The organism is Cryobacterium luteum, assembly GCF_900110125.1.
Taxonomy (GTDB): Bacteria; Actinomycetota; Actinomycetes; order Actinomycetales; family Microbacteriaceae; genus Cryobacterium; species Cryobacterium luteum.
Window position 1 is genome coordinate 121265 of sequence record NZ_FOCN01000001.1, and the last position, 22383, is coordinate 143647.

The following is a 22383-nucleotide window of genomic DNA, read 5'->3' on the forward strand; positions in this document are numbered from 1 at the left end:
TTCGCGTGCGCCGCGGCATCCGTTGTTCGCTGCCCCCCATTCGGGCGGGCCGAGCAGTGCTCCCAGCCAGCTCCCAGCCAGTCTGAACCGGACCGTTAGGCAGGGCCGCTAACGTCGTAGGCAACGGCTGCTTCGGCGGCGCAGCAACGAACGAACGGTGAACTCCCGCATGAGCACTTCCGGACCGGCCCGCCCACCCAAAAAAGACCGCCGCGAGGAAGCCCGTGAGCACGCCCGGTTGATGCGGGCCGAGCAGGTCAAACGGGAGTCCCGCCGTCGTCTCTTTCTGCGCGGCGGCATCGGCATCGGGCTGCTCGCCGTGGTCGCCATCGTCACCCTCGTCATCGTCAACACCGTGAACGCACCGACCGCGCCGGGACCGGCGAACATGGCCAGCGACGGCATTCTGCTCGGCAGCGACGGCACGACGGTCTCCGCCGCCTCGACGCCCGCCCTCGAAGCGGATGCCGACCCGACCGCCACGGACCAGACGGCACTCGCCGATACGGCCAACATTGTGATGTACGTCGACTACCTCTGCCCCATCTGCGGCGATTTCGAAAACACCAACGGCGAGCAGATCACGAGCTGGGTCACCGCCGGCAACGCAACGGTCGAGGTACACCCGATCTCGATTCTCGACCGACTGTCGTCGGGCACCAAGTACGCCACCCGAGCTGCCAACGCCGCCGCCTGCGTCGCCAACTACGAACCGAACAAATTTCTCGACTTCAACACCGCGATGTTCGCCCAGCAGCCCGCCGAGAATTCGAGCGGACTGAGCGATGCCGAACTGGCCAGCCTGGTCGAGGCGGCCGGGGTGACCGAGACCGAGGTTGCGAGCTGCATCACCGACCAGACCTACTCGGGCTGGGTTGACGCGTCGACGCAACGCGCGCTCGACGGGCCCATCCCCAACTCCGACATTAAGCAGGTCAAGGGAACCCCGACCATTTTGGTCAATGGCGCGAGCTACACCGGCTCCTTCACCGATGCCGCCGCGTTCGAAGCATTCGTCACCGCGCAGATGACCACCGCCGGCGAGTAGTCGCCGTCCACGCCCCATTTTATTGACCGGGCCCGGGCCCGGAAACTGGGACCATGATCAATCATGGTCCCAGTTGCGCAACCTGGGCCCAGCGCAAGCTGAGCCCGGCGCAACCTGGGCCCGGCGCAACCTGGGCCCAGCGCAACCTGGGCCCAGCGCGACCTGGGCCCAGCGCGACCTGGGCCCAGCGCGACTACCCCAGCGCGAGCCCGATCCACAGACCGAGCGCCGCCGCAGCAACGGATGCGACCAGCATGCCGACACCGTTGGCCAGCGCGGTCAGGTAGCGGTGTGCCTGCGCCAGCCGCACGGTTTCGAAACTGGCCGTGCTGAACGTCGTATACCCGCCGAGCAGGCCGACACCGAGCACGAGGCTCCACTCCGGTGCAACCAGGTGGTTCAGGGCCAGACCGGTGATGAGTCCGAGCAGCAGCGAGCCGCTCACGTTGATGATCGTGGTGCCGTAGGGGAACGCCCCACCGAGGCGTGCCCGCACGAAACCGTCTAGAGCAAAGCGGGCAGCCGCGCCCACGCCGCCAGCGGCAGCGACACCCAGGAACAGGAGTGGAGTCATCTGTTCTGCCCCCGAGCGGATTCCCGGTGCAGCGCCGCCGCCAGCACAACACCCAGCCAGGTGGCGAGGCCGCCGAGCAGAACCGTGCCCAAAGCGTAGGCCACGGCACGCTGAATCTCCCCGCCCTGCAGCAGCAGGGCGCTGTCGGAGGCGAGGGCACTGTAGGTCGTGAATCCGCCGAGCAGTCCGGTGCCGAGCAGCAGGCGCAGGCGGCGGCGACCGGCGGCGTCGGCTCCGCGACGCACGAGGGCCTCGAGCAGCAGCCCGAGCAGCAGGGCGCCGACCAGGTTGATGCCGAGGGTGATCAGCGGCAGGCCGGTGCCGGCCGGCAGCAGCAGGCCGAGGCCTTCGCGCAGGGCGGTTCCGGCGGTTCCGCCGACAAAGACAAGGCCGAGATAACGCCAGGTGAAGTGCGCAGGCCGCGGTGTGATCGTGTCGATTGTTCACCTACCCGCGGAATCACCAGTAGGGACGAAGCGGATGCTCCGGCGGGATCCATCGCCGTGGCCAGAATACACCGCCCTATTCCGTCGACTCCCAGGGCAGTTCATCACGGAAGGCCACCGGGGCCAGCGGAATGACCACGACCGGCCGATGCTGCCGGTGCGCGAGGTGCACCGCAACGGAACCGCCAAGGAATTGCTGCACGGTGGCCCTCACACCCCGCTCGCGGGTGCCGACCACGATCATGGCAGCATCGAGCGTGTCGGCGAGGTGGGCAAGGGCCCGAGCCGGATCTCCGGCCACGGCGCGGGTGGACCAGGCCAGGGTGCGCCCCACGAGCAGGGTCGTCAGGTGAGCGCGCAGGGAAACCGGAAAGCCCTCATCATCGAGGTCGAGCAGGTCGGGATCGACCGGCAGCGACAGGATGCTGCCGTCAGCGAACTCGTCGACGACGTAGCGGCCCGGCTCCACCGTGGCGCAGACCAATTCGGCGTGAAACCGATCCGCGAAGGCGGCCGCCTCCACGACGACCGCGTCGGGCTGGCCCAGCTTCACTCCGACGATCACGTAGGTGCTCACGAGGAGCTCCTTTCCGCCTCACGGCTGCGGTATTAGCTTGGCCGCTTTCCTGGCCCACGGCTAGTGCCGCCGCGCGAGTGTCGCCCGGGTCACACTCCCGCGAGCACCCCGGCGACGGAGCTCAGGGAGCCGGGCACGAGGCTGTAATACGACCAGGTGCCGCGTTTGGCGCGGGTCAGAAACCCGGAGTCGACGAGTACCTTGAGGTGGTGTGAGATGGTCGGCTGACTCAGGGTGAGCTGATCGGTCAGGTCGCAGACGCAGGCTTCCTGATCGGCGTGGGCGGAGACGATCGAGATGATGCGCAACCGGGCCGGGTCGGCGAGGGCTTTGAGTGAGCGGGCGAGGGTGTCGGCGCTCTCCGGGGCAATGGCCGCTCGGGCCAGCGGTGAGGAGCAAGCATCCGCTGTAATGTCGGTCAGCGGCAGCTGGGTAAACGTCACGTGAACACACTCTCCTTAGATTGACATTGGTCGATGCAATGATCTACCGTAGGCATCGACACCGATCAATGTTACCGCGACTCGCTGTTACAAAACTTTGGAGATTCGTGAGCATTACGGCACCCGCCCCCACCCGTCTCAGCGCGCTGGATCGACTGTTGCCGGTCTGGATCCTCGCCGCCATGGGCCTCGGCCTGCTGCTCGCCGTGTTCGTGCCGGCCGTCGGCGACCTGCTGCACTTGTGGACGATCGGGTCGATCAGCGTACCGATCGCCATCGGGCTGCTCGTCATGATGTATCCGGTGCTCGCCAAGGTTCGCTACACGGATGCCCGCGCCGTCGCCTCCGACAAGCGCCTGCTGGTCTCCTCCCTGCTGCTGAACTGGCTGGTGGGACCGGCACTTATGTTCACCCTGGCCTGGATCTTTCTGCCCGACCTGCCGGAATACCGCACCGGCCTCATCATCGTCGGCCTCGCCCGGTGCATTGCCATGGTGCTGATCTGGAACGACCTGGCCTGCGGCGACCGCGAAGCCGCCGCCTTTCTCGTGGCCGTGAACTCGGTGTTCCAGGTCGTGGCGTTCGGCGCCCTCGGCTGGTTCTACCTGCAGGTGCTGCCGGCCTGGCTCGGCCTGCCCACCACGAGCGCCGAGTTCTCGATCTGGGCGATCACCGCGAGCGTTCTGGTGTTCCTGGGTATTCCGCTGCTGGCCGGCTACCTGTCGCGGCGCATCGGCGAGGCTCAGCGCGGCCGGGAGTGGTACGAGGCGCGTTTTCTGCCCCGAGTCGGCCCGTTCGCGCTCTGGGGTCTGCTGTTCACGATCGTGATGCTCTTCGCACTGCAGGGGCAGCAGGTCATTGACCACCCCGGTGACGTCGCCCGCATCGCGCTGCCGATGCTGGTCTACTTCGCGGTCATGTTCCTGGTCGGCTTTCTCACCGGGCGCCTGCTGCGCATGACCTACGAGCGCACCACGACGCTCGCCTTCACCGCAGCCGGCAACAACTTCGAGCTCGCCATCGCCGTCGCGATCGGCACCTTCGGCGCGCTCAGCGGCCAGGCTCTGGCCGGCATCGTCGGGCCGCTCATCGAGGTTCCCGCCCTGATCGCGCTCGTCTACGTCGCGCTCTGGCTGAAGCCCCGCCTGTTCCCCGAGCGGATGCCGCCGGCCGACGCGCCGACGCCCGCCGCCGCATCCGCTCTCGTCTAAAGAAAGAAGCTCGACATGAAACCCTCCGTACTGTTCGTCTGCGTGCACAACGCCGGACGCTCGCAGATGGCCGCCGGCTTTCTGACCGCCCTGTCGCAGGGTCGGGTCGAGGTACTCTCGGCCGGCTCCGAACCGAAAGATCAGATCAACCCGGTCGCGATCGCTGCGATGGCTGAAGAGGGCATCGACATCGCCGGCAACGTGCCGAAGATCCTCACGACCGAGGCGGTCAAACAGTCCGACGTCGTGATCACCATGGGCTGCGGCGACGCCTGCCCCATCTTTCCGGGCAAGCGCTACGAGGACTGGAAGCTCGACGACCCGGCCGGTCAGGGCATCGAAAGCGTGCGCCCCATTCGCGACGAGATCAAGGCGCGCATCGAAGCGCTCCTCGCCGAGATTCTGCCGGCCTGATGCTTCCCGGCCTGAGCTACCCCGAAGAGTCACTGCGACGCCTCGCCGGGGACCTCGCGGAACGCTTTCACGGCATCTTCGCCGCCGAAACCGTGGAACGCTACGTGCTCGAGTCCTATATTGGGCTGCTGCGCACGTCGAGCGTCAAGGCGCACCTCACGACCCGCACCGCGCGGTTTGCGCTCGAACGCCTCACCGCGCTCGCGCAGGCCAAGGGCGCCATCACGCAGGCGGTGCCCGAGGTACTGTTCGTCTGTGAGCAGAATGCCGGTCGTTCGCAGATGGCCGCGGTCTTCACCAACGCTCTGTCGGGTGGAGCCGTGCACGTGCGCTCGGCCGGGTCTATGCCGTCGTCGGCGCTTGACCCCACGATGGTCGCGGTCATGACCGAGCTCGGCCTGTCGCTCGACGAGTCATTCCCGAAGCCACTGACCGATGACGTCGTGCAGGCCGCGGATGTCGTGATCACCATGGGCTGTGGCGATGCCTGCCCGATCTATCCCGGCAAACGCTACGTGGACTGGGAACTCGTGGACCCGGCCGGTCAGCCGATCGACGAGGTGCGGCGCATCCGCGACCAGATCCGGGCGAACGTCATCGAGCTGCTCGCCGGCCTCGGAGCGCCCTCCGCCTGACCCCCACTGCTGTGGACGGGGCCCGGGCCCCGTCCACAGGCCCAGTTTATAAACTGGGCCCCGGGCCATAAGGTGGGCCCGGCAAGCGGATGCCCCGCCCCGGCGGCCCCTGCCGGCCCGGCCGCGCTACGCGAGCGTCAGGAACAACTTCTCAAGCTCGGGCACCGTGAGCGAGTGCTCGCTGTCGGGATTCGCGATGCAGTCGCGCATGGCGGTGGACACGATGACGAAGCCGGCCTTGTCGAGCGCGCTCGACACCGCGGCCAGCTGGGTGACGACATCGCGGCAGTTGCCGCCGCCCTCAACCGCGGCGATCACGGCGGTCAGCTGCCCCTGCGCCCGGCGCAGCCGGTTCAGGATTTTCTTCTGCTCGGCGGCCCGGGTGTCCGTGGCGGCGTCCGTTGTCGGCGACACTTCGGTTGCCATCTCAGGCCCCTTGCTCGGTCGGAAGCCCGGCCTGCTGCCAGGCCCCGGTGCCGCCGGCGATGTTCACGGCGTCATGGCCGTGTGCGGCGAGATACTCGGTCACCTGCGCGCTGCGACCGCCGGCGGCGCAGATGACGTGCACCGGCACATCCGCTGGAATCTCGCCGATTCTCGCGACGACCTCGCCCATGGGGATGTGCACGACTCCGGGCACGTGGGCGGCTTCGTACTCCCACGGTTCGCGCACGTCGATGACGACGGGTTCGGCGAGCGCGGAAAGCTCGGTGACGGTGATCTCTTTCATACGAGGACCCTTTCAGCAATGGGGGAAACAACAAGGCTAGACGTTCCGGCGAGCCAGGTGCGGTAGCCGCCGTCAAGGTTTTGCACATCGAAGCCGTTCTGGGCCAGAATGCGTGCGGCGGTGTGGCCGCGCTGGCCCACCTGGCAGTGCACGATCAGCGGCACCCGGGGCAGGTCCCCGAGCCGATCGCGCAGCTCGTCGAGCGACACGTTGAGCGCACCGGGAATGCTGCCCGCCGCGAACTCTCCGGCCGAGCGCACGTCGATGAGCACGGCGCCCGCCGTACGTGCCGCGTCGAGTTCATGCCATTGCAGGTTCACACTCGTGCCCTGCGCGAGGTTCGAAGCCACATAGCCAAGCTGGTTGATCGGGTCTTTCGCCGAGGCGTACTGCGGCGCGTAGGCGAGTTCCAGACGCGTCAAAGCGGATGCCCCGAGCCCGGCAGCCATCGCGACCGCCAGCACGTCGATGCGCTTGTCCACTCCGGAGCCGCCCACGATCTGCGCGCCCAGAATGGCGTCGGACTCGGCGTCGATGAGCAGTTTGATCGACATGCCCTCCGCGCCGGGAAAGTAGCCGGCGTGGTTGGCGGGGTGGGTGTGCGCGATGCGGTGCCCGCGCCCGGCGGCGACGAGGCGTTTCTCGTTCCAGCCGACCAAGGCCACGGTGAGGCCGAAGATCCCGAGGATTCCGGTGCCGAGCGCCGGGGCGGCCTGCTCGGGCGTGCCGGCAATGCTGTCGGCCACGGAGCGGCCGTGGCGGTTCGCGAGGCCGGCCATGGTGACGAGCGTGCCGGAGCCGTCGACGGCATCCGTTTTCTCGACCCCGTCGCCGACGGCGAAGATGAGCGGATCGCTCGTGGCCTGGGTGCCATCGACCCAGACGCCGCCGCTCTCGCCGATGCGCAGGCCGGCCTGCTCGGCGAGGTTCACGTCGGGGCGCACGCCGCTCGCGTCGATCACAAGGTCGGCCGGCACGGTTGTGCCGTCGCTGAGCGACACGGTCTGCCCCCACTGCCCGGTCACGGTCGTGTTCAGCCGCACGTCGACGCCGCGCTCGCGCACGCGGTCGAGCACGGGCGCGGCCATTTCGGGGTCGAGCGGGGTAAAGATCTGCGACCCGCGCTGCACGAGGGTCACGCGCACACCGCGGTGCACGAGGTTTTCCACGGCTTCGAGGCCGATGAATCCGCCACCGATCACCACAGCGGATGCCGCGCTCGTCTCCGCGAGTACCGCCGTGATGTGGTCCACGTCATCGACCGTGCGCAGCGTGTGCGTGGGAATCGCAGCGCCGCCCGCAGCGCCGGCCCTGGCCGACGCTCCGGCTGCGAGCACGAGGCGGTCATAGTGTTCGACGCTCTCGTCGCCGGTGAGCATACTGCGAACGGTGACGGTCTGGGCTGCGCGGTCGATCTGCACGACCTCGGTGTCGACGCGCACGTCGAGGGCGAAACGTGCGTTGAGCGATTGGGGGGTCTGCAGCAGCAGGTCTCCGCGATTGCGGATGACTCCGCCGACGAAATAGGGCAGCCCGCAGTTCGCGAACGACACGTAATGGCCGCGCTCGAATACGATGATCTCGGCCGTCTCGTCGAGCCGGCGCAACCTCGTTGCCGCCGACATTCCGCCCGCAACTCCACCTACGATAATGATTTTCACGTTTGCCTCCGACTTCAGGATACCCCAAGGGGTATACGCGCACAAGGCCTGCGGGGCGGCATCCGCTCACCCGGGCCCACCTTAGAGACCGGGGCCCAGTCTATAAACTGGGCCCGTGGACGGGGCCCGGGCCCCGTCCAGAAGGAGAACACGCACATACCGGGCCCGGAAAGAAATGGTCAGACTGGCAGGGCCCGAAAACCGCGCAGACGCAGACTGTTGGTCACCACGAACACCGACGACAGGGCCATCGCCGCCCCGGCGATGAGCGGGTTCAGCAGCCCGGCCATCGCGAGCGGAATCGCCGCGACGTTGTAGGCGAAAGCCCAGAACAGGTTGGCCTTGATCGTCGTGAGGGTGCGGCGGGCCAAGCGGATGGCGTCCGCTGCGGCCAGCAGATCGCTGCGCATGAGCGTGAGATCGCTCGCCTCGATGGCCACATCAGTGCCCGACCCCATGGCAATACCGAGGTCAGCGGTCGCCAAGGCCACGGCGTCGTTCACCCCGTCACCGACCATCGCCACCACGTGCCCCTGCGCCTGCAGGTCAGCAATCACCCGCGCCTTGTCGGCGGGCAGCACCCCGGCGGTCACATCGGTGATGCCGCAGGCATCGGCGACAGTCTGCGCGGCGGCCGCATTGTCACCGGTCACGAGCATCGGAGTGAGTCCCAGCGCTCGAAACCGGGCCACCGCCGCAGCGCTCGTGGGTTTGAGCGTGTCGGCGACGGTGAGCACACCCCGCACCTGGCCCTCCCAGGCCACCATGACGGCCGTCTTGCCCAGTCCCTCTGCGGTGCCCATCACCGCCTGCATCTCGACCGGCACGACAATCTGCCACCGATCGATCAACCACGCGGGCCGCCCGACCAGAACCTGCCGGCCCTCGACCACGGCCTGCACGCCGAGCCCCTGCTCCGACGCAAACGAGGACGAGGCGGCCACCGCGCCCAGCTTCGCCACCGCGCCAGCGGTGATGGCCCGCGCAATCGGATGCTCCGACCCGCTCTCCGCCGCCCCAGCCAGCCCCAGCAGCTCATCAGCAGAACCGCACTCGTACGGCACAACGGTGGAGAGCGTCATGCGCCCGGTGGTGATCGTTCCGGTCTTGTCAAGAACGATCGTGTCGACGCGCCTCGTGGATTCCAGAACCTGCGGCCCCTTGATCAGGATGCCCAACTGCGCGCCGCGCCCGGTCCCCACGAGCAGCGCGGTCGGCGTGGCCAGCCCGAGCGCGCACGGGCAGGCGATGATCAGCGTCGCGACGGCCGCCGTGAACGCGACGGAAGCCCCGGCGCCGACCAGCAGCCAGCCGGCCAGCGTGGCCAGGGCGAGAAGAATCACGATCGGCACGAAGATGCCCGAAACCCGGTCGGCCAGCCGCTGCACCTCGGCCTTGCCGGTCTGCGCCTGCTCCACCAGCCGGCCGATCTGGGCCAGCTCGGTATCAGCGCCAACGCGCACCGCCTGCACCACGAGCCGCCCGCCGGAGTTCAGCGTGGCGCCCACAACGTTGTCGCCTGGCCCCACCTCGATCGGCACGGACTCGCCGGTGAGCAGGCTCGCATCGATCGCGCTCGAACCGTCAACGATGACTCCGTCGGTCGCGACCTTCTCCCCCGGTCGCACGACGAACTGGTCGCCGACCACGAGCAGCGCGGTGCTGATGCGACTCTCGACACCGTCCCGCAGCAGCGTGGTCTCCTTGGCACCGAGCTGGAGCAGCGCCTGCAGGGCCGCGCCGGAGTTGCGCTTGGCCCGCGCCTCGGCGTAACGACCGGCCAGAATGAACACGGTGACAGCGGATGCCACCTCCAGGTAGATCTCGTCGGCGCCGCCACCACCGATCATCGTGAAACTCATGGTCATGCCGGCCAGGCCGGCCATGCCGAAGAACAGCGCGTAGAGCGACCAGCCGAGGGCGGCGAGCACACCGACGCTGACCAGGGTGTCCATCGTCGCAGCACCGTGCCGGGCATTCACCCAGGCGGCGCGGTGGAACGGCCAGGCGCCCCAGATGGCGACCGGCGCCGCGAGGGTCAGGGCCAGCCACTGCCAGTTCGCGAACTGCAACACGGGAATCATCGACAGAACAGCAACCGGCAGGGCCAGCGCGGCCGAGATCAGAAGGCGCTGGCGCAGGGCAGCGACCTCGAGCGAGCCGGCGTCTTCCACGACCACCGGAGCCGGCAACGCCGCCGTGTAGCCGGTGGCTTCAATGGTCTTGATGGCGTCGTCGACGCTTGTACCGGCCGGCACGAAAACGCTCGCCTTCTCGGTGGCGTAGTTGACGGTGGCGGCGACCCCCGGCATGCGGTTGAGCTTCTTCTCGATCCGCGCGGCGCACGAGGTGCAGGTCATGCCCCCGACGAGCAGGTCAACCTGTTGACCGGCCGACATCAGAGGGCTACCAGCCGGTAGCCCGCCTCTTCGACGGCCGCTGCGACCAGGGCGGGGTCGAGCTTTGACGCGCTCGTGACGCTGACCTGGGAGGTGCCGCCCGTGACCAGGTTGACGGTGACGGATTCGGCGCCCGCAAGGGCTGATATCTCTTCGGTCACACTCGCTATGCAGTGGCTGCAGGTCATTCCGTCAACGCCGTAGGCGGTCGTGGTGCTCATGGTCGTGCCTTACTCTTCTACCCGCAAAGGTCTTCTCCCCCCGAAGGGGCTGTCCTTTCAGCATACCCCTTGGGGGTACCATTTCCGCAATTATACCCCGAGGGGGTACAGTGATGTCATGACCGAGTCAGAGACCCACGACGGCCCGCACGGCTACATCTCGAACAAGGACGCCTACCTCAAGCGCCTGCGCCGCATCGAGGGTCAGGCTCGCGGCCTGCAGGGCATGGTCACCGACGACAAGTACTGCATCGACATCCTCACCCAGATCTCGGCCATGACGAGTGCGCTTGAATCGGTCGCGCTCGGCCTGCTCGACGACCACCTGAATCACTGCGTGCTGCACGCGGCCATGGCCGGCGGCGCCGAAGCCGAGGCCAAGCTGCAGGAGGCATCCGCTGCCATCGCCCGACTGGTGCGCTCTTAAGGACCTTTGGCCCTAGTCGCCGGGTGAGCACGCGCGTCAGACTGGACAGACTTACCACCGAAAACCGCCCGCCTGCACCGCACCCGGCCGGGAAGGACCCCCATGATCACCCCAGCGCGCACGCCCGACCGCATTCGAGTCTTCATCCTCGACGACCACGAACTGGTGCGCCGCGGCCTGCGCGAGCTGCTCGAGGGTGAGGGTTTCGACGTGGTCGCCGACAGCGGCCTGGCGGCCGAGGCGACACCGCTGATTCTGCAGTTGCGCCCCGATGTGGCCATTCTTGACGCCCGCCTGCCCGACGGCACCGGCATCGAGGTCTGCCGCGACGTGCGTTCGGCCGATCCCTCGGTGCATTGCCTGATCCTCACGAGTTACGACGACGAACAGGCCCTGCGCGGAGCGGTCCTCGCCGGGGCGGCCGGGTACGTGCTGAAGGAGATTCGCAGCACCGACCTGCTCGGCAAGATTCGGCGTGCGGCGGCCGGCGATTCGCTGTTCGACCCGATGCTCAAGGCAGACATCATTGCCGGGCTGGCCGACCCGCAAGACGCCCGCCTCGCGTCACTCACCGCGCAGGAGCGCAAGGTGCTCGACCTGATCGGCGAGGGCCTGACCAACCGTGAAATCGGTCAGAGCATGTTCCTGGCCGAGAAGACGGTCAAGAACTACGTGTCGTCGATGCTGGCGAAGCTGGACTTTCAGCGCCGAACCCAGGCCGCCGTGTACGTTGCGAAACGTGGAGACGAACACCCACGGTAACCTCCGGCACCGGTACCGACCAGCGCAGCCGAGTTCCCTCGCCCACGACGCTGCGCACCGAGAACTTGCCGCCGAGCAGCGCCGCGCGCTCCTTGAGGTTGTCGAGGCCGCTGCGCCGGGTGGGCTTACCGAAGCCGCAACCATTGTCGGCGATGACGACCTTGATGCGGTCGGCGTCGGCGTCGACCGCGATCTCGATCGAACTTGCCCGGGAATGCCGCGCAGCATTGCTGAGCCCCTCCGAGATGACCGCGAGAAGGCTGCTGCCCAGCTCATCGGCGAGCGGCGCGTCGATCGGCCCCGATAAGCGGATGCGGGGCGCATAGGTGAGACTCGCCGCTCCCTCTTTAATGACGGCCAGGATGCGACTGCTGAGCGTGCCGGCGTCCTGCGCCATTCCGCGCAGCGAATAGATCGTGTCGCGCAGTTCCCGAATGGTGTCGTCGAGCTCGTTGGTCACGGCGTTGATCCGGTCGAGGGCGATCGGATCACTGGTGAACCGGCGCAGGCTCTGCATGCTCAGCCCGGCAGCGAACAGACGCTGAATGACCAGGTCGTGCAGGTCGCGGGCAATGCGGTCGCGGTCGCCGAGCACGGCCTGCTCCTCGCGCATGCGATGCACGGACGCCAGTTCGAGCGCGAGCGACACCTGGGTGCCGAAAACCGCGCTCATCTCCAAATCGGTCTGGCTGTAACCAGCGGATGCCGGCGCCCGAGACAGCAGAATCACGCCCTGCCCGTCCCCGGCCGGCCCGAGCGCGGCCACGAGGGTGGAACCCAGGAGCGACCAGTGCGCGGCGGGGCCGGGCGCGGCATCCGCTGCCATAGCCGGTGCCGGGTGCAGCGGCGGACCGGCGAGCATGACGGACCGGCCGGTCGCGCGCACGTCGTGCAGAACGTCGGCGTGGAGCAGTACGGTCGTACCGATCAAAGCGGATGCCGACACTTCGGACGCAGGCGCGCCGGCCGCAGCCGCACAGAACAGGCTGTCGCCGGTGGGAAACCCGATCACGGCCAGGTCGGCGCCGGACGCCGCGAGCACCCGTTCGGCCACGAGGTCGAGGCCGTTGTCTTCATCGCCGTCGACCGGTCGCAGCAGGTCGCGGCCCATTTCGGCGACCGCTTCGAGCCAGCGGGAACGGCCGCGGGCTTCGTCGTAGAGCCGAGCGTTTTCGATCGTGACGCCGGCGGCAGCGGCGAGCGCGACGGCGAGTTCCTGATCTTCGTCGGTGAAGTCGCCGCCGCCCTCTTTCTCGGTGAGATAGAGGTTGCCGAACACCGTGTCGCGTACCCGCACCGGCACCCCGAGGAACGACTTCATCGGCGGGTGGTGGGCGGGAAAACCGAAGGAGTCGGGGTGATCGTGCAGGTCGTGCAGGCGAATGGGGCGCGGTTCTCGAATGAGCAGGCCGAGCACACCGTGACCGACCGGCAGCGCGCCGATCTTGCTCACCGTCTCATCGTCGAAGCCCACGGTGACGAAGTGGCTGAGTGCCTGGCCGGCACCGATCACGCCGAGGGCACCGAACCGGGCCTGCACGAGCTGGCAGGCCGCGGTGACGACACGTTCCAGGACCGCTTCGAGGCTGAGGTCTTCGGCCACCGACACGACGGCATCGAGCAGGCCGCGCATTCGTTCCTGGGTGAGGGCAAGCTCGGCGGCAGTCTGATCCGTCATTGTTCTCGTCCCCACCCATCAAGTACGACTTAGGGTCTAACCTTCGCACGCTTTGACGGGTGTAAACCCTACTTGTGGGTTGTTCTGGTGACAATTGTCGGGCAGGTGATGTGCAGCAGCACCTCGTGGCTGACCGACCCCATCAACAGACGTTGCAGAGATCCGCGACCGCGGCTGCCCACCACGAGCAGTTGCGCGTGCCGGGCGGCGGCCACGAGCGCCCGGGCCGGCGACTCGTCGGTCTCGAGAATCTGGTGTACCACGAGGTCGGGGTAGCGGGCGCTGAGTCCCGCCACCGATTCGGCGAGCACGACGCGTTCTTCTTCCATGCGCTCGGTCACGGCCTCGGCCGGAATGCTGCGCAGCACACGACGATTCGGCAGGTGCACCGCATAGAGGGCGAACAGTTCCTGGCCGGTGCGGTCGGCTTCGGCCGCAGCGAAGGCCACGGCGGTCACCGAGTCGGCCGAGCCGTCGACGCCCACGTAGACGCCGGATCGCTCGGTCTCGGGCAGCGACGGAATGACGGCGACCGGGGAGGTCGCCAGCGCGGCGATCTGCAGGCTGACGCTGCCGAACAGTTCGCCCTCGACCCGGCCCTTGCGATCGGTGCCGACGACAACGAGGTCGGCGTCCTTCGACAGTTCGCTGAGAACGCGCGGTGCACTGCCGGTGCGCAGCTCGGTGTGGGTGACGACCGTGGGCGCGAGGGCCGAAGCGCGGGCGCCAGCGTCGGCGAGCAGCTTCTTCTCGGCGTCGAGAATGGAGTCGTAGTAGCCATAGCCGTCGGCCAGCCAGGTTTCGTACACGGTGTGCATGAGCGTCACCGGGCTCTTGACGTGCTCGGCCCGGGCCATGGCCCACGCGAGGGCGGTCTCGCCGGCAGCCGATTCGTCGACGCCGACCACAATCATCCGGTTCATTGCTCTACCTCATTCTGCATTCGAAAGGGCGGGCCCAGAGCTGGTGCCCCATCGCCTCATGTCCATCCTGTCAGTCGGCAGGCCTCGCGGATAGGGCCGGAAGTCCCGATTAGCCGCCCTTTCCCGCACCGGCGCCACGGGACTTTCGGCCCTAGCCACACCCGGATTCGGGTCGTAGCGTAGCTCTGACGGGTCGACTGCCCGCCCCCAATCACTTCAAAGGAGATACTCGTGAAGGCACTTGTTTATGGCGGTCCAGGTCTGAAGAGCTGGACCGATGTTCCCGACCCGACGCTGCAGAGCCCGACCGATGCGATCGTGCGCGTGGACACCACCACGATCTGCGGCACCGACCTGCACATTCTCAAGGGCGACGTTCCCGCCGTTACGGTCGGGCGCATCCTCGGCCATGAGGGCGTCGGCACGATCACCGAGGTCGGCTCAGCGGTGAGCAACCTCACCGTCGGCGACCGGGTCATCATCTCCTGCATCAAGAGCTGCGGGCACTGCAGCAACTGCAGCACCGGCCTGTACTCGCACTGCCTCGGCGACGAGGGTGCCTCCGGCATCGGCTGGGTCTTCGGCCACCTCATCGACGGCACCCAGGCCGAGTTCGTGCGCGTACCCTACGCCGACAATTCTTTGCACAAGCTGCCCGAGGGCGTCAGTGACGACCAGGGCGTCATGCTCAGCGACATTCTGCCGACCGGTTTTGAGATCGGCGTGCAGTACGGCCGGGTCAAGCCCGGCGATGTCGTCGCCGTGATCGGCGCCGGCCCGGTGGGACTGGCCGCCATCGCCACCGCCGGTCTCTACGGCGCGGCAAGCATCATCGCGATCGACCTCGATGAGAACCGCCTCGAGCAGGCCCGCTCCTTCGGCGCCACCGACACGGTCGTCTCCGGTGCCGCCGATTGGAAAGAGCAGGTGCTCGCCCTCACCGACGGCGCCGGCGTCGACGTGGCCATCGAGGCGGTCGGCATTCCGCAGACCTTCACCATGGCCACCGAGATCGTGCGCCCCGGCGGCAACGTCGCCAACGTGGGAGTGCACGGCAAACCGGTCGACCTGCACCTCGAGAACCTGTGGATTCAAAACATCAACATCAGCATGGGTTTGGTCAACGCCAACACCACGAAGATGCTGCTCAAGCTCGTTGCGAGTAAAAAGCTGGCGGCCGAGAAGCTCGCCACGCACCACTTCAGCTTCGACCAGTTCGTCGAGGCCTACGACACCTTCGCTCGAGCGGCTGAAACCAAGGCGCTCAAGGTCGTCATTTCCCGTTAGTTCGCTCTACCCTCTGGAGGTTTCATGCGCGCCCTGATCGTCTTTGAATCGATGTACGGCAACACCCGTCTCGTTGCCGAGGCGATCGGGCGCGGCCTGGCCCCGGCCGAGGTGATCCTCGTGCCCACGAGCCAGGCTGCGGGCATCGACCTGTCCCAGGTCGACCTGCTCGTGGTCGGCGGCCCCACCCACGTGCACGGCATGAGCCGTCCGAGCACCCGTCAGGGCGCGATCGACGCGGCCGTCACCCCCCAGCACACCCTGCACCTCGAAGCGGATGCCGCTGGCACCGGCGTGCGCGAATGGCTCGCGCCCCTGAGTGGGCTGGCCTGCCGCGCGGCAGCGTTCGACACCCGGCAGGAGGGGCCGATCCTGCTGACCGGGCACGCCTCCAAAAGCATCGGCAAGCACCTGCTCGCGGCCGGAGCCGATGTCGTGGCCGAGTCGGAGAGTTTTCTGGTGACCAAGAGCATCGCCCTGGTGCCCGGCGAGATTCGCCGAGCCGAAGCGTGGGGCGCATTGCTGCGGGAGCGGGCAACGGCCGGGCCGCAGCATCCGTTCACTATCACCGGGTCGATCACCACCGCCTGAGGCCGGGTCGGGTCTAACTCACCGCGGGAGGTGACTTAAGGCCCTACTCGGGGGCGGCGGCGATGGCTAACGTGAAAAACAATCATTGGTGGCGTTCACACGACCTCCCGCTCGTGGCCCGCCGCCGGAGAAGGGATTTCTCATGACGCACACACTCACCCGCAGCCAGACGGTGGTGGCCTGGGACGGTTCGGAACCCGCCAGGGCAGCCCTCGATTGGTCGCTCGCCCGCTCGAACGACGGCGACCTCACCCTCGTGCGCATCCTCGACCGCACGGTGTCGTCGGCCGACTACTTCAGCTTGGAGTCCTCGACGGAACGGGCCCGCGAGGTACTCAAGGACGACGCCGACCGGGTGAGCGCGCAGTATCCGGCCCTCACCGTGCACGCCGACCTGCGCTCCGGCGACCCACTCACCGAGCTGCGCGCACTGAGCGGCACCGACACCCTTGTCGTCGTCGGCACCCACCGTCGTCGCGGCTCGACCCTGCGCTACGAATGGTCGATGGGGGCCCGGCTGGCCGGTTCGGCCAACGGACCGATCGCGATCATCCCGGAGCGTGACAACAAGCAGCACTCGGGCGTCGTGGTCGGCGTCGACGGGTCCACGGCCGCGAACGCCGCCGTGGAATTCGCCGCAGCCGAAGCCGACCGCACCGGCCAGGAGCTGCACGCGATCCACGCCTGGCAGGAACCGCTGGTCTGGCGTGACACGACCGAACCCGACGCCCGGTTTCTGCAGACGCTGGAATCCTCGCATCGGCGAATCCTCGACGAGTCGCTGCTCGCCGTCTCCCGACGCTATCCGGCCCTCGGCATTCGCGCTTCGCTTGTGCGTGGCGCCCCGCAATCGGCGCTGCTCGACGCCGCCCGCGGCGCCGCGCTGCTCGTGGTCGGCGATCACGGGCTCAGGGGCATCTCCAAGCTGCTGCTCGGTTCGGTGAGCCACTCGATCGTGCTGAACATCCAGTCGCCCATGGTGGTCATCCCGGCACCGCCCGCCTGAGTCGCGCTCCGCGGGTGTTGCGCCAGTGCGCGGGAGCTGAGGCACTGCGCGGGACATACTGTCGGGCACATCCGCAGGGTGACGTCGCCCTGCGCAGGTGTTGCGCCAGTGCGCGGGACCTGCGGCAGCGGGCATCCGCCGGGTAAACGCGCTGCGCGGGACCTGCGGCCTGGCCCGATGTCCAGCGCGACGGGACGAGCAAATTCCCTGTGGTGGGGCCGAAAGACTCTGGTTGGCACGTCCTGGGCGGTCGTAACCTGAGCGGGGCAGAAGCGACCGAACACCGGCCGACCGAACACCGTGCAAATCGAATACCGGCCAACCGACTACCAGAACGGATGCAATCACGTGCTTTCGCTGAAACTTGTGTTCCGGGTGCTGGTCGGCCTGCTGGTGTTCGGTGCGGTTTCGGCGTGTGCCGGGGCGGTGCTCGGAATCGCCGCCAATGGGGCCGGAGTTCCGCTGAGCTATCTCGCCGGCACCCCGTTCTCCTCCTATGTCGTGCCCGGACTCATCCTCGGCATCGTCGTTGGCGGCACCCAGCTGGCCAGCGCCGTCGCACTGCTCGCACACTGGCGGGTGGCGTTGATCCTGTCGACCATCGCCGGATTCGGCATGGTGATCTGGGTCTTCGCCGAGCTGGCCGTGCTCACCGAATACTCGTGGCTGCAGACCCTCTACTTCGGGCTGGGCGCTGTTGAACTCATCGCCGTGCTCGCGCTTTTGGGCGTGGTACCCAGACTGGTTTCGGCTCCCCGGGCACGCACCGTGCCCGCCGGGATCGGATCCCGGCCTGCAGCCCGAACCGACTCGCCCCCGGCGGGGCCTGACGGCATGGACGTCGCGGAACTCCCCGGCACGGCGCGGCGTCAGCCGTTCGGCACCGCCCGCCAATAAACCCAACCAGCCGGCTCACGGCACTCGTAACGGTGGCTGGCACCGAAAGGAACACCTGCCCGCTTCCCTGACGGGTGCCGCGACCCGACCGAGCCGGTTAGGGTTTTGGTATGAGCTCCTTCGCGCAGACCCGTCATCGACTGCGCATGCTGGCGACCGGGATGGCCCTCGCCGGGCTCGCGGCGTCGCTCATTGCGCTGCCGACGACGTCGGCCACCGCGGTACAGCTGCGGGCCGTGGCTGACCAGACAACCACCGACCCAGCCCGCACCGACCCGGCACCAGCAGACCCGGAGACGTTCAACCCCGGCCTCATCATCAGCGACTACAACTTCTTCAACCCGGATGCCCTCACCACGGTGCAGATCCAGGATTTTCTCGAGCAGCGCTCCTGCCGCCCGAGCGGCGGCGTGCCGTGCCTCTGGGAGTACCGCGAGACGACGACCAGCCAACCGGCCCAGGGCGCCGGCCACTGCCGGCCCTACGTCGGTGCCGAGAACGAAACGGCCGCCCGCATCATCGCCAAGATCGCGGCGGCCTGCACGATCAGCCCCGAAGTGCTGCTGGTGCTGCTGCAGAAGGAGCAGTCGCTGCTGACCCGGCCCACGGCATCCGGTTATCTGCGCGCCACCGGTTACGGCTGCCCCGACACCGCGGACTGCGACGCCGAGTACTTCGGCTTCTTCAACCAGGTCTACAACGCGGCCTGGCAGTTTCGGCAGTACACCCAGGAGCCCGACCGGGCGTTCCAGATGGGCAGCGTCGACGTGGGTTTCAACCCCAACGCCCAGTGCGGGGCCTCCGCCGTGATCATCAAGAATCAGGCCACCGCCAACCTGTACAACTACACGCCGTACCAGCCCAACCCGGTTGCCATCGAGAACGCCGGCGACGAGGGCGACGCCTGCTCCACCTACGGCAACCTCAATTTCTGGCTGTTCTACAACAACTGGTTCGGAGACTCGACTCTCGAACCGTTCTCGGTGATCTTCGACGACTGCCTCAACTTCATCGACGGCCAGGGCTGCACGCCCCGGTCACTGCTGCCGAGCATCGCCGCGGCCGGCTAGCGCGCTGGCGGCCCGTCAGCGGAATAGACCCATGGCAGCCCGCCGATCTCGAGGCGGTGCCGCCCCCCGGCCTGCTCGGCGAGCGCGTCATCGGCGTAGGCGACATCTCCCGCCCAGAACAGCGCCGGCCCCTGTTCGCTCGCTCCGAGCCGGGTCTCGTAGTGCGCGAGTCCGCGCTGCTGTGCGCCAGCCACGATTTGGGCCACCGATTCGTGCCCCTGCAGCCCGTGGAGTGTCACCCAGGTCGGTGCCACCAGGGTCATTGAAGCGGATGCATGCCGCGCCAGCGCCTCCTGCGGGCGGAGCCAGACACAGTCGATGACCTCATCTTCGGCGAGCACGATGGTGCCCGGCGGCGCCGCCGTGACGTAGAACCAGGTGCGCAGCCGCTTCGGCACGTTCAGCGGAGGAACCCACAGCGCTGCGGCCACGAGGGTCTCGGGTGCGACCTCCAGCGCAGTCTCCTCGCGCACTTCGCGCACTGCGGCGCGGCGCGCGGCGAGCTCTTCGATGGCCTCGACCCGCAGTGCCGCAGCTGCCCCGCCGGCAGCACCAACGCCCCGGTCTGCTGCGCTGCCGGGCAGCTCCGCGAGCGGACGGGCGCGGCCGGCGGGCGCTGAGGAATCCGTTGGCAACCGATCGTCGGCATCGACGCCGCCGCCGGGAAAGACCCACGCGCCGGCGAAAGACCCACGGTGGCGCGGCCGCTCAAGCAGCAGCACCTCGGGGCCCTCCGGGCTGTCCCGCAGCAAAACCACGGTCGCCGCGACTCCGATCGGTGCTGGCACGGTCTCGGTGTCTAGCGTCATCGCTGGTCCTCAAGGTTCGGTAGTGCGGGGATTCCCACCCTATCGCCGGGCTCTGAACCCACAACGACCGCATCCCGGCGTAGGCTGAAAGCACCCCGGGGCGTACCGCAGGTGCCACGAGGGTACCGACGCTGCTTCGGTGCAAGGAGTAGTGACGCATCATGAAGGCAGCTCGTTTTCACGGCCCGGCGGACATTCGCATCGAGGACATTCCCGCCCCCGAGCTTCGACCGGGAGCCGTCGCCATCGACGTCGCCTGGTGTGGCATCTGCGGAACAGATTTGCATGAATACCTCGAAGGACCGATCTTCATTCCGGCCGAGGGCCACCCGCACCCGCTCTCCCACGAAGAAGAACCGGTCACGCTCGGCCACGAATTCTCGGGCACCATCAGCGCACTCGGCGAGGGCGTGACCGACCTCGCGGTCGGCGACAATGTCGTGGTCGAACCCTATTTCGTCTGCAACGAGTGCGCGCCCTGCCTGGCCGGCAACTATCACCTCTGCATCAAGATGGGCTTCATCGGCCTGGCCGGCGGAGGCGGCGGACTCAGCGAGAAGGTCGTCGTCGACCGCCGCTGGGTGCACGCCATCGGCGACATCCCCCTCGACGAAGCCGCGCTGATCGAACCGCTCTCCGTCGCCCACCACGCCTTCGTGCGCAGCGGAGCGAAAGCGGGCGATGTCGCCCTCATCGGCGGGGCCGGCCCGATCGGCCTGCTCGTCGCCGCCGTGCTCAAGGCCGAAGGCCTGACCGTGATCATGTCCGAACTCAGCGAGGCCCGCAAGGAGAAGGCGCGGGTCACCGGGGTCGCTGATTACGTGCTCGATCCCAGCAAGGAAGACGTCGTCGCCCGGGTGCACGAACTCACCGACGGCAACGGCGCCGACGTGTGCTTCGAGTGCACCAGCGTGAACGTCGTGCTGAACCAGCTGTTCGACGCTGTGCGGCCCGCCGGCGTCATCGTCAACGTGTCGATCTGGGGCAAGCCGGCCAGCATCGACATGCAGAAGCTCGTGCTCAAGGAGATCGACCTGCGCGGAACGATCGCCTACGTGCGCGATCACCCGGCCACGATCAAGCTCGTGCAGGAGGGCCGGGTCAAGCTGGCCCCGTTCATCACCGGACGCATCGCGCTCGATGACCTGATCACTCAGGGCTTTGACACGCTGATCAACCACAACGAGACCGCGGTCAAGATCATCGTGCACCCGTAGCACGCGCCAGGTGGCGCTTCCAGCCGGAAGCGCCACCGATCGCGGCGGTAAGCTGCCAACCATGCCCGCCGACATCACGCGCACGAGTGCGCTCACCCGCAGCCTGCTCGCGCCGAACGCCGGGCCGATGACACTCGACGGCACCAACAGCTATCTCATCGGCGCCTCGGACGCACCAGCGTTGGTCGTCGTCGACCCAGGGCCGCTGCACAAGGGTCACCTCGCCGCCCTCGCCGCCGTCGGCCGGGTGGAGCTCGTACTGATCACCCACCGGCACGCCGACCACACGGCGGGCAGCGTGCGATTCGCTGAGCTCACCGGCGCCCCGGTGCGGGCCTTCGACCCGGCCTTCTGCGTCAACGGTGACCCACTCGTCGACGGTGAGCTGCTTACGGTTGCCGGCACCAGCATCCGGGTGATCGCCACCCCCGGACACACCGACGACTCGGCCTGCCTGCACCTGCCGGGCGACGGAGAGGCCGGATCGGTGCTCACCGGCGACACCATTCTCGGCCGGGGAACGACGATCATCGACGGTTCCCTCACCGACTATCTCGCCTCCCTTGAAGCCCTGCGCGCGCTCGGACCGGCCACGGTGCTGCCCGCGCACGGCCCGGTACTGCCCGACCTCGCGGCCAGCTGCACCGCCTACCTTGCTCACCGCCACGAACGGCTCGACCAGGTGCGCGTTGCCCTCGCCACGCTCGGTTCCGCAGCGACCGTGGCTCGGGTCACCGATCTCGTCTACGCGCAAACGGATGCCGCGGTGCGGTTCGCCGCCGAAGCATCCGTTATAGCGCAGCTCGCCTACCTGCGCACGCACGCCTGAACTTTGCGCCGTGAGGTCTGGCCTGCACCGGCATGCGCGCGCGATACTGAGCTATGGCCGAGAACAAGACCCAACCCACCGATGCCTCCGTCGAAGATTTTCTGAACGCTGCGACACCCGCCCGCCGCCGTGACGACGGCAAGGCCCTCGACGCGATCTTTCGCGAGGTGACGGGTGCCGATCCCGTCTTGTGGGGACCGTCAATCGTGGGCTACGGAACATACCGGTACGTCTCACCGGTGAATCCACGCTCCAACGGCGACTGGATGAAGACCGGGTTCTCGCCGCGCAAGGCCCAACTGTCGATCTACGGCCTCAAGGACACAGCTGAGGGCGCCGCTCTGCTACCGCAGCTCGGCAAATACACCGAGGGCATGGGGTGCGTCTACGTGAGAAAGCTCGACGACATCGACCTCGACGTGCTGCGCCGACTCATCGCGATCGCCGCGGCACGGGGCGACGACCCGGCAGCAGTCCTTTAGTTCCGGGGGAACTTGCACCGCAAAAAGACCGACCAGTATGGTCTTT

General features: G+C 67.8%; 26 protein-coding genes. 14 read left to right on the forward strand and 12 right to left on the reverse strand.

Going from position 1 to position 22383, the window contains the following annotated elements:
- Positions 1-169: 169 nt before the first annotated feature.
- A complete protein-coding gene (locus BMW72_RS00510) occupies positions 170-1048 on the forward strand; it encodes a thioredoxin domain-containing protein (protein ID WP_092106179.1) in 879 nt (292 codons plus the stop codon).
- 193 nt (positions 1049-1241) lie between these two features.
- On the opposite strand, the gene crcB is transcribed toward BMW72_RS00510, so the two are convergent.
- The 4 genes from crcB to BMW72_RS00530 form a co-directional block, all read right to left on the reverse strand.
- Positions 1242-1622 carry a fluoride efflux transporter CrcB gene (gene crcB, locus BMW72_RS00515; protein WP_092106181.1) on the reverse strand — a complete coding sequence of 127 codons (381 nt, stop codon included), beginning with the start codon at positions 1620-1622 and terminating at the stop codon, positions 1242-1244.
- Positions 1619-2062, reverse strand: coding sequence for a CrcB family protein (locus tag BMW72_RS00520; protein ID WP_174843176.1), 444 nt, complete (start codon positions 2060-2062; stop codon positions 1619-1621). Before BMW72_RS00520 ends, crcB begins: the two co-directional genes overlap by 4 nt.
- An 82-nt stretch (positions 2063-2144) precedes the next feature.
- On the reverse strand, positions 2145-2645 hold the full coding sequence (locus BMW72_RS00525; RefSeq protein ID WP_092106185.1) for a universal stress protein: 501 nt from the start codon (positions 2643-2645) through the stop codon (positions 2145-2147).
- Positions 2646-2734: 89 nt separating this feature from the next.
- Positions 2735-3088, reverse strand: coding sequence for an ArsR/SmtB family transcription factor (locus tag BMW72_RS00530; RefSeq protein ID WP_092106187.1), 354 nt, complete (start codon positions 3086-3088; stop codon positions 2735-2737).
- A gap of 68 nt (positions 3089-3156) precedes the next feature.
- Here BMW72_RS00530 and arsB point away from each other — a divergent pair, with 68 nt between their 5' ends.
- The 3 genes from arsB to BMW72_RS00545 are packed head-to-tail and all read left to right on the forward strand — an operon-like array spanning position 3157 to position 5348.
- Entirely contained in the window at positions 3157-4299 is a 1143-nt protein-coding gene (arsB, locus tag BMW72_RS00535; RefSeq protein WP_092106189.1) for an ACR3 family arsenite efflux transporter, read from the forward strand.
- 15 nt (positions 4300-4314) lie between these two features.
- Positions 4315-4713 (forward strand): arsenate reductase ArsC, encoded by a 399-nt coding sequence (locus BMW72_RS00540; protein WP_092106191.1) that lies wholly within the window; start codon positions 4315-4317, stop codon positions 4711-4713.
- Complete coding sequence (locus BMW72_RS00545; RefSeq protein WP_092106193.1) at positions 4713-5348, forward strand: arsenate reductase ArsC; 636 nt, start codon at positions 4713-4715, stop codon at positions 5346-5348. The genes BMW72_RS00540 and BMW72_RS00545 overlap by 1 nt, the downstream gene beginning before the upstream one ends.
- Positions 5349-5474: 126 nt before the next feature.
- Here the strand turns inward: BMW72_RS00545 and BMW72_RS00550 are convergent, their stop codons facing one another.
- The 5 genes from BMW72_RS00550 to BMW72_RS00570 form a co-directional block, all read right to left on the reverse strand.
- Complete coding sequence (locus BMW72_RS00550) at positions 5475-5774, reverse strand: metal-sensitive transcriptional regulator (protein ID WP_092106195.1); 300 nt, start codon at positions 5772-5774, stop codon at positions 5475-5477.
- 1 nt (position 5775) lies between these two features.
- Positions 5776-6078 (reverse strand): rhodanese-like domain-containing protein, encoded by a 303-nt coding sequence (locus BMW72_RS00555; protein WP_092106197.1) that lies wholly within the window; start codon positions 6076-6078, stop codon positions 5776-5778.
- The gene (locus BMW72_RS00560; protein WP_092106199.1) at positions 6075-7739 is read right to left on the reverse strand and encodes an FAD-dependent oxidoreductase; all 1665 of its coding nucleotides are present in this window, start codon (positions 7737-7739) and stop codon (positions 6075-6077) included. Before BMW72_RS00560 ends, BMW72_RS00555 begins: the two co-directional genes overlap by 4 nt.
- 179 nt (positions 7740-7918) lie before the next feature.
- Positions 7919-10138: a heavy metal translocating P-type ATPase gene (locus BMW72_RS00565; protein WP_092106201.1), complete on the reverse strand. Its 2220-nt coding sequence runs from the start codon at positions 10136-10138 to the stop codon at positions 7919-7921.
- The gene (locus BMW72_RS00570; protein ID WP_092106203.1) at positions 10138-10359 is read right to left on the reverse strand and encodes a heavy-metal-associated domain-containing protein; all 222 of its coding nucleotides are present in this window, start codon (positions 10357-10359) and stop codon (positions 10138-10140) included. Before BMW72_RS00570 ends, BMW72_RS00565 begins: the two co-directional genes overlap by 1 nt.
- 118 nt (positions 10360-10477) lie before the next feature.
- Between BMW72_RS00570 and BMW72_RS00575 the strand changes: the two genes are divergently transcribed.
- The gene (locus BMW72_RS00575; protein ID WP_092106205.1) at positions 10478-10786 is read left to right on the forward strand and encodes a metal-sensitive transcriptional regulator; all 309 of its coding nucleotides are present in this window, start codon (positions 10478-10480) and stop codon (positions 10784-10786) included.
- 102 nt (positions 10787-10888) lie between these two features.
- Complete coding sequence (locus BMW72_RS00580) at positions 10889-11548, forward strand: response regulator (protein WP_092106207.1); 660 nt, start codon at positions 10889-10891, stop codon at positions 11546-11548.
- Here BMW72_RS00580 and BMW72_RS00585 read toward each other — a convergent pair.
- Both BMW72_RS00585 and BMW72_RS00590 read right to left on the reverse strand, forming a co-directional pair.
- Positions 11448-13226, reverse strand: coding sequence for a GAF domain-containing sensor histidine kinase (locus BMW72_RS00585; protein ID WP_092106208.1), 1779 nt, complete (start codon positions 13224-13226; stop codon positions 11448-11450). The genes BMW72_RS00580 and BMW72_RS00585 overlap by 101 nt on opposite strands.
- A 68-nt stretch (positions 13227-13294) precedes the next feature.
- Positions 13295-14149 carry a universal stress protein gene (locus BMW72_RS00590; RefSeq protein ID WP_092106210.1) on the reverse strand — a complete coding sequence of 285 codons (855 nt, stop codon included), beginning with the start codon at positions 14147-14149 and terminating at the stop codon, positions 13295-13297.
- 231 nt (positions 14150-14380) lie between these two features.
- Here BMW72_RS00590 and BMW72_RS00595 point away from each other — a divergent pair, with 231 nt between their 5' ends.
- The 5 genes from BMW72_RS00595 to BMW72_RS00615 all read left to right on the forward strand — a co-directional run bounded on the left by BMW72_RS00595 (position 14381) and on the right by BMW72_RS00615 (position 19000).
- Entirely contained in the window at positions 14381-15436 is a 1056-nt protein-coding gene (locus BMW72_RS00595; RefSeq protein ID WP_092106212.1) for a zinc-dependent alcohol dehydrogenase family protein, read from the forward strand.
- Positions 15437-15460: 24 nt separating this feature from the next.
- A complete protein-coding gene (locus BMW72_RS00600; RefSeq protein ID WP_092106214.1) occupies positions 15461-16027 on the forward strand; it encodes a flavodoxin family protein in 567 nt (188 codons plus the stop codon).
- A gap of 142 nt (positions 16028-16169) precedes the next feature.
- The gene (locus BMW72_RS00605; RefSeq protein WP_092106217.1) at positions 16170-17033 is read left to right on the forward strand and encodes a universal stress protein; all 864 of its coding nucleotides are present in this window, start codon (positions 16170-16172) and stop codon (positions 17031-17033) included.
- Positions 17034-17381: 348 nt separating this feature from the next.
- On the forward strand, positions 17382-17930 hold the full coding sequence (locus tag BMW72_RS00610; protein WP_134361550.1) for a hypothetical protein: 549 nt from the start codon (positions 17382-17384) through the stop codon (positions 17928-17930).
- Positions 17931-18040: 110 nt separating this feature from the next.
- Entirely contained in the window at positions 18041-19000 is a 960-nt protein-coding gene (locus tag BMW72_RS00615) for a hypothetical protein (protein WP_092106221.1), read from the forward strand.
- Here BMW72_RS00615 and BMW72_RS18275 read toward each other — a convergent pair.
- A complete protein-coding gene (locus BMW72_RS18275) occupies positions 18997-19809 on the reverse strand; it encodes an NUDIX hydrolase (protein ID WP_134361551.1) in 813 nt (270 codons plus the stop codon). The genes BMW72_RS00615 and BMW72_RS18275 overlap by 4 nt on opposite strands.
- Before the next feature lie 161 nt (positions 19810-19970).
- Here BMW72_RS18275 and BMW72_RS00625 point away from each other — a divergent pair, with 161 nt between their 5' ends.
- The 3 genes from BMW72_RS00625 (at position 19971) to BMW72_RS00635 (ending at position 22337) form a co-directional block, all read left to right on the forward strand.
- Positions 19971-21026, forward strand: coding sequence for a 2,3-butanediol dehydrogenase (locus BMW72_RS00625; RefSeq protein WP_092106223.1), 1056 nt, complete (start codon positions 19971-19973; stop codon positions 21024-21026).
- A 61-nt stretch (positions 21027-21087) separates the two neighbouring features.
- Entirely contained in the window at positions 21088-21855 is a 768-nt protein-coding gene (locus BMW72_RS00630) for an MBL fold metallo-hydrolase (protein ID WP_092106790.1), read from the forward strand.
- Between the two features lie 53 nt (positions 21856-21908).
- Positions 21909-22337 (forward strand): DUF1801 domain-containing protein, encoded by a 429-nt coding sequence (locus BMW72_RS00635; protein WP_092106225.1) that lies wholly within the window; start codon positions 21909-21911, stop codon positions 22335-22337.
- The last annotated feature ends 46 nt before the right edge of the window (positions 22338-22383 follow it).

Bases quoted from the DNA above. Each gene is read 5' to 3' on its own strand.
- BMW72_RS00565 (WP_092106201.1), bottom strand. From the start codon at position 10,138: ATGTCGGCCGGTCAACAGGTTGACCTGCTCGTCGGGGGCATGACCTGC.
- crcB (WP_092106181.1), bottom strand. From the start codon at position 1,622: ATGACTCCACTCCTGTTCCTGGGTGTCGCTGCCGCTGGCGGCGTGGGC.
- BMW72_RS18275 (WP_134361551.1), bottom strand. From the start codon at position 19,809: ATGACGCTAGACACCGAGACCGTGCCAGCACCGATCGGAGTCGCGGCG.
- BMW72_RS00625 (WP_092106223.1), top strand. From the start codon at position 19,971: ATGAAGGCAGCTCGTTTTCACGGCCCGGCGGACATTCGCATCGAGGAC.
- BMW72_RS00590 (WP_092106210.1), bottom strand. From the start codon at position 14,149: ATGAACCGGATGATTGTGGTCGGCGTCGACGAATCGGCTGCCGGCGAG.
- BMW72_RS00545 (WP_092106193.1), top strand. From the start codon at position 4,713: ATGCTTCCCGGCCTGAGCTACCCCGAAGAGTCACTGCGACGCCTCGCC.
- BMW72_RS00635 (WP_092106225.1), top strand. From the start codon at position 21,909: ATGGCCGAGAACAAGACCCAACCCACCGATGCCTCCGTCGAAGATTTT.
- BMW72_RS00615 (WP_092106221.1), top strand. From the start codon at position 18,041: ATGAGCTCCTTCGCGCAGACCCGTCATCGACTGCGCATGCTGGCGACC.
- BMW72_RS00600 (WP_092106214.1), top strand. From the start codon at position 15,461: ATGCGCGCCCTGATCGTCTTTGAATCGATGTACGGCAACACCCGTCTC.
- BMW72_RS00580 (WP_092106207.1), top strand. From the start codon at position 10,889: ATGATCACCCCAGCGCGCACGCCCGACCGCATTCGAGTCTTCATCCTC.
- BMW72_RS00550 (WP_092106195.1), bottom strand. From the start codon at position 5,774: ATGGCAACCGAAGTGTCGCCGACAACGGACGCCGCCACGGACACCCGG.
- BMW72_RS00575 (WP_092106205.1), top strand. From the start codon at position 10,478: ATGACCGAGTCAGAGACCCACGACGGCCCGCACGGCTACATCTCGAAC.
- BMW72_RS00605 (WP_092106217.1), top strand. From the start codon at position 16,170: ATGACGCACACACTCACCCGCAGCCAGACGGTGGTGGCCTGGGACGGT.
- BMW72_RS00555 (WP_092106197.1), bottom strand. From the start codon at position 6,078: ATGAAAGAGATCACCGTCACCGAGCTTTCCGCGCTCGCCGAACCCGTC.
- BMW72_RS00540 (WP_092106191.1), top strand. From the start codon at position 4,315: ATGAAACCCTCCGTACTGTTCGTCTGCGTGCACAACGCCGGACGCTCG.
- BMW72_RS00630 (WP_092106790.1), top strand. From the start codon at position 21,088: ATGCCCGCCGACATCACGCGCACGAGTGCGCTCACCCGCAGCCTGCTC.
- BMW72_RS00510 (WP_092106179.1), top strand. From the start codon at position 170: ATGAGCACTTCCGGACCGGCCCGCCCACCCAAAAAAGACCGCCGCGAG.
- BMW72_RS00585 (WP_092106208.1), bottom strand. From the start codon at position 13,226: ATGACGGATCAGACTGCCGCCGAGCTTGCCCTCACCCAGGAACGAATG.
- arsB (WP_092106189.1), top strand. From the start codon at position 3,157: ATGTTACCGCGACTCGCTGTTACAAAACTTTGGAGATTCGTGAGCATT.
- BMW72_RS00570 (WP_092106203.1), bottom strand. From the start codon at position 10,359: ATGAGCACCACGACCGCCTACGGCGTTGACGGAATGACCTGCAGCCAC.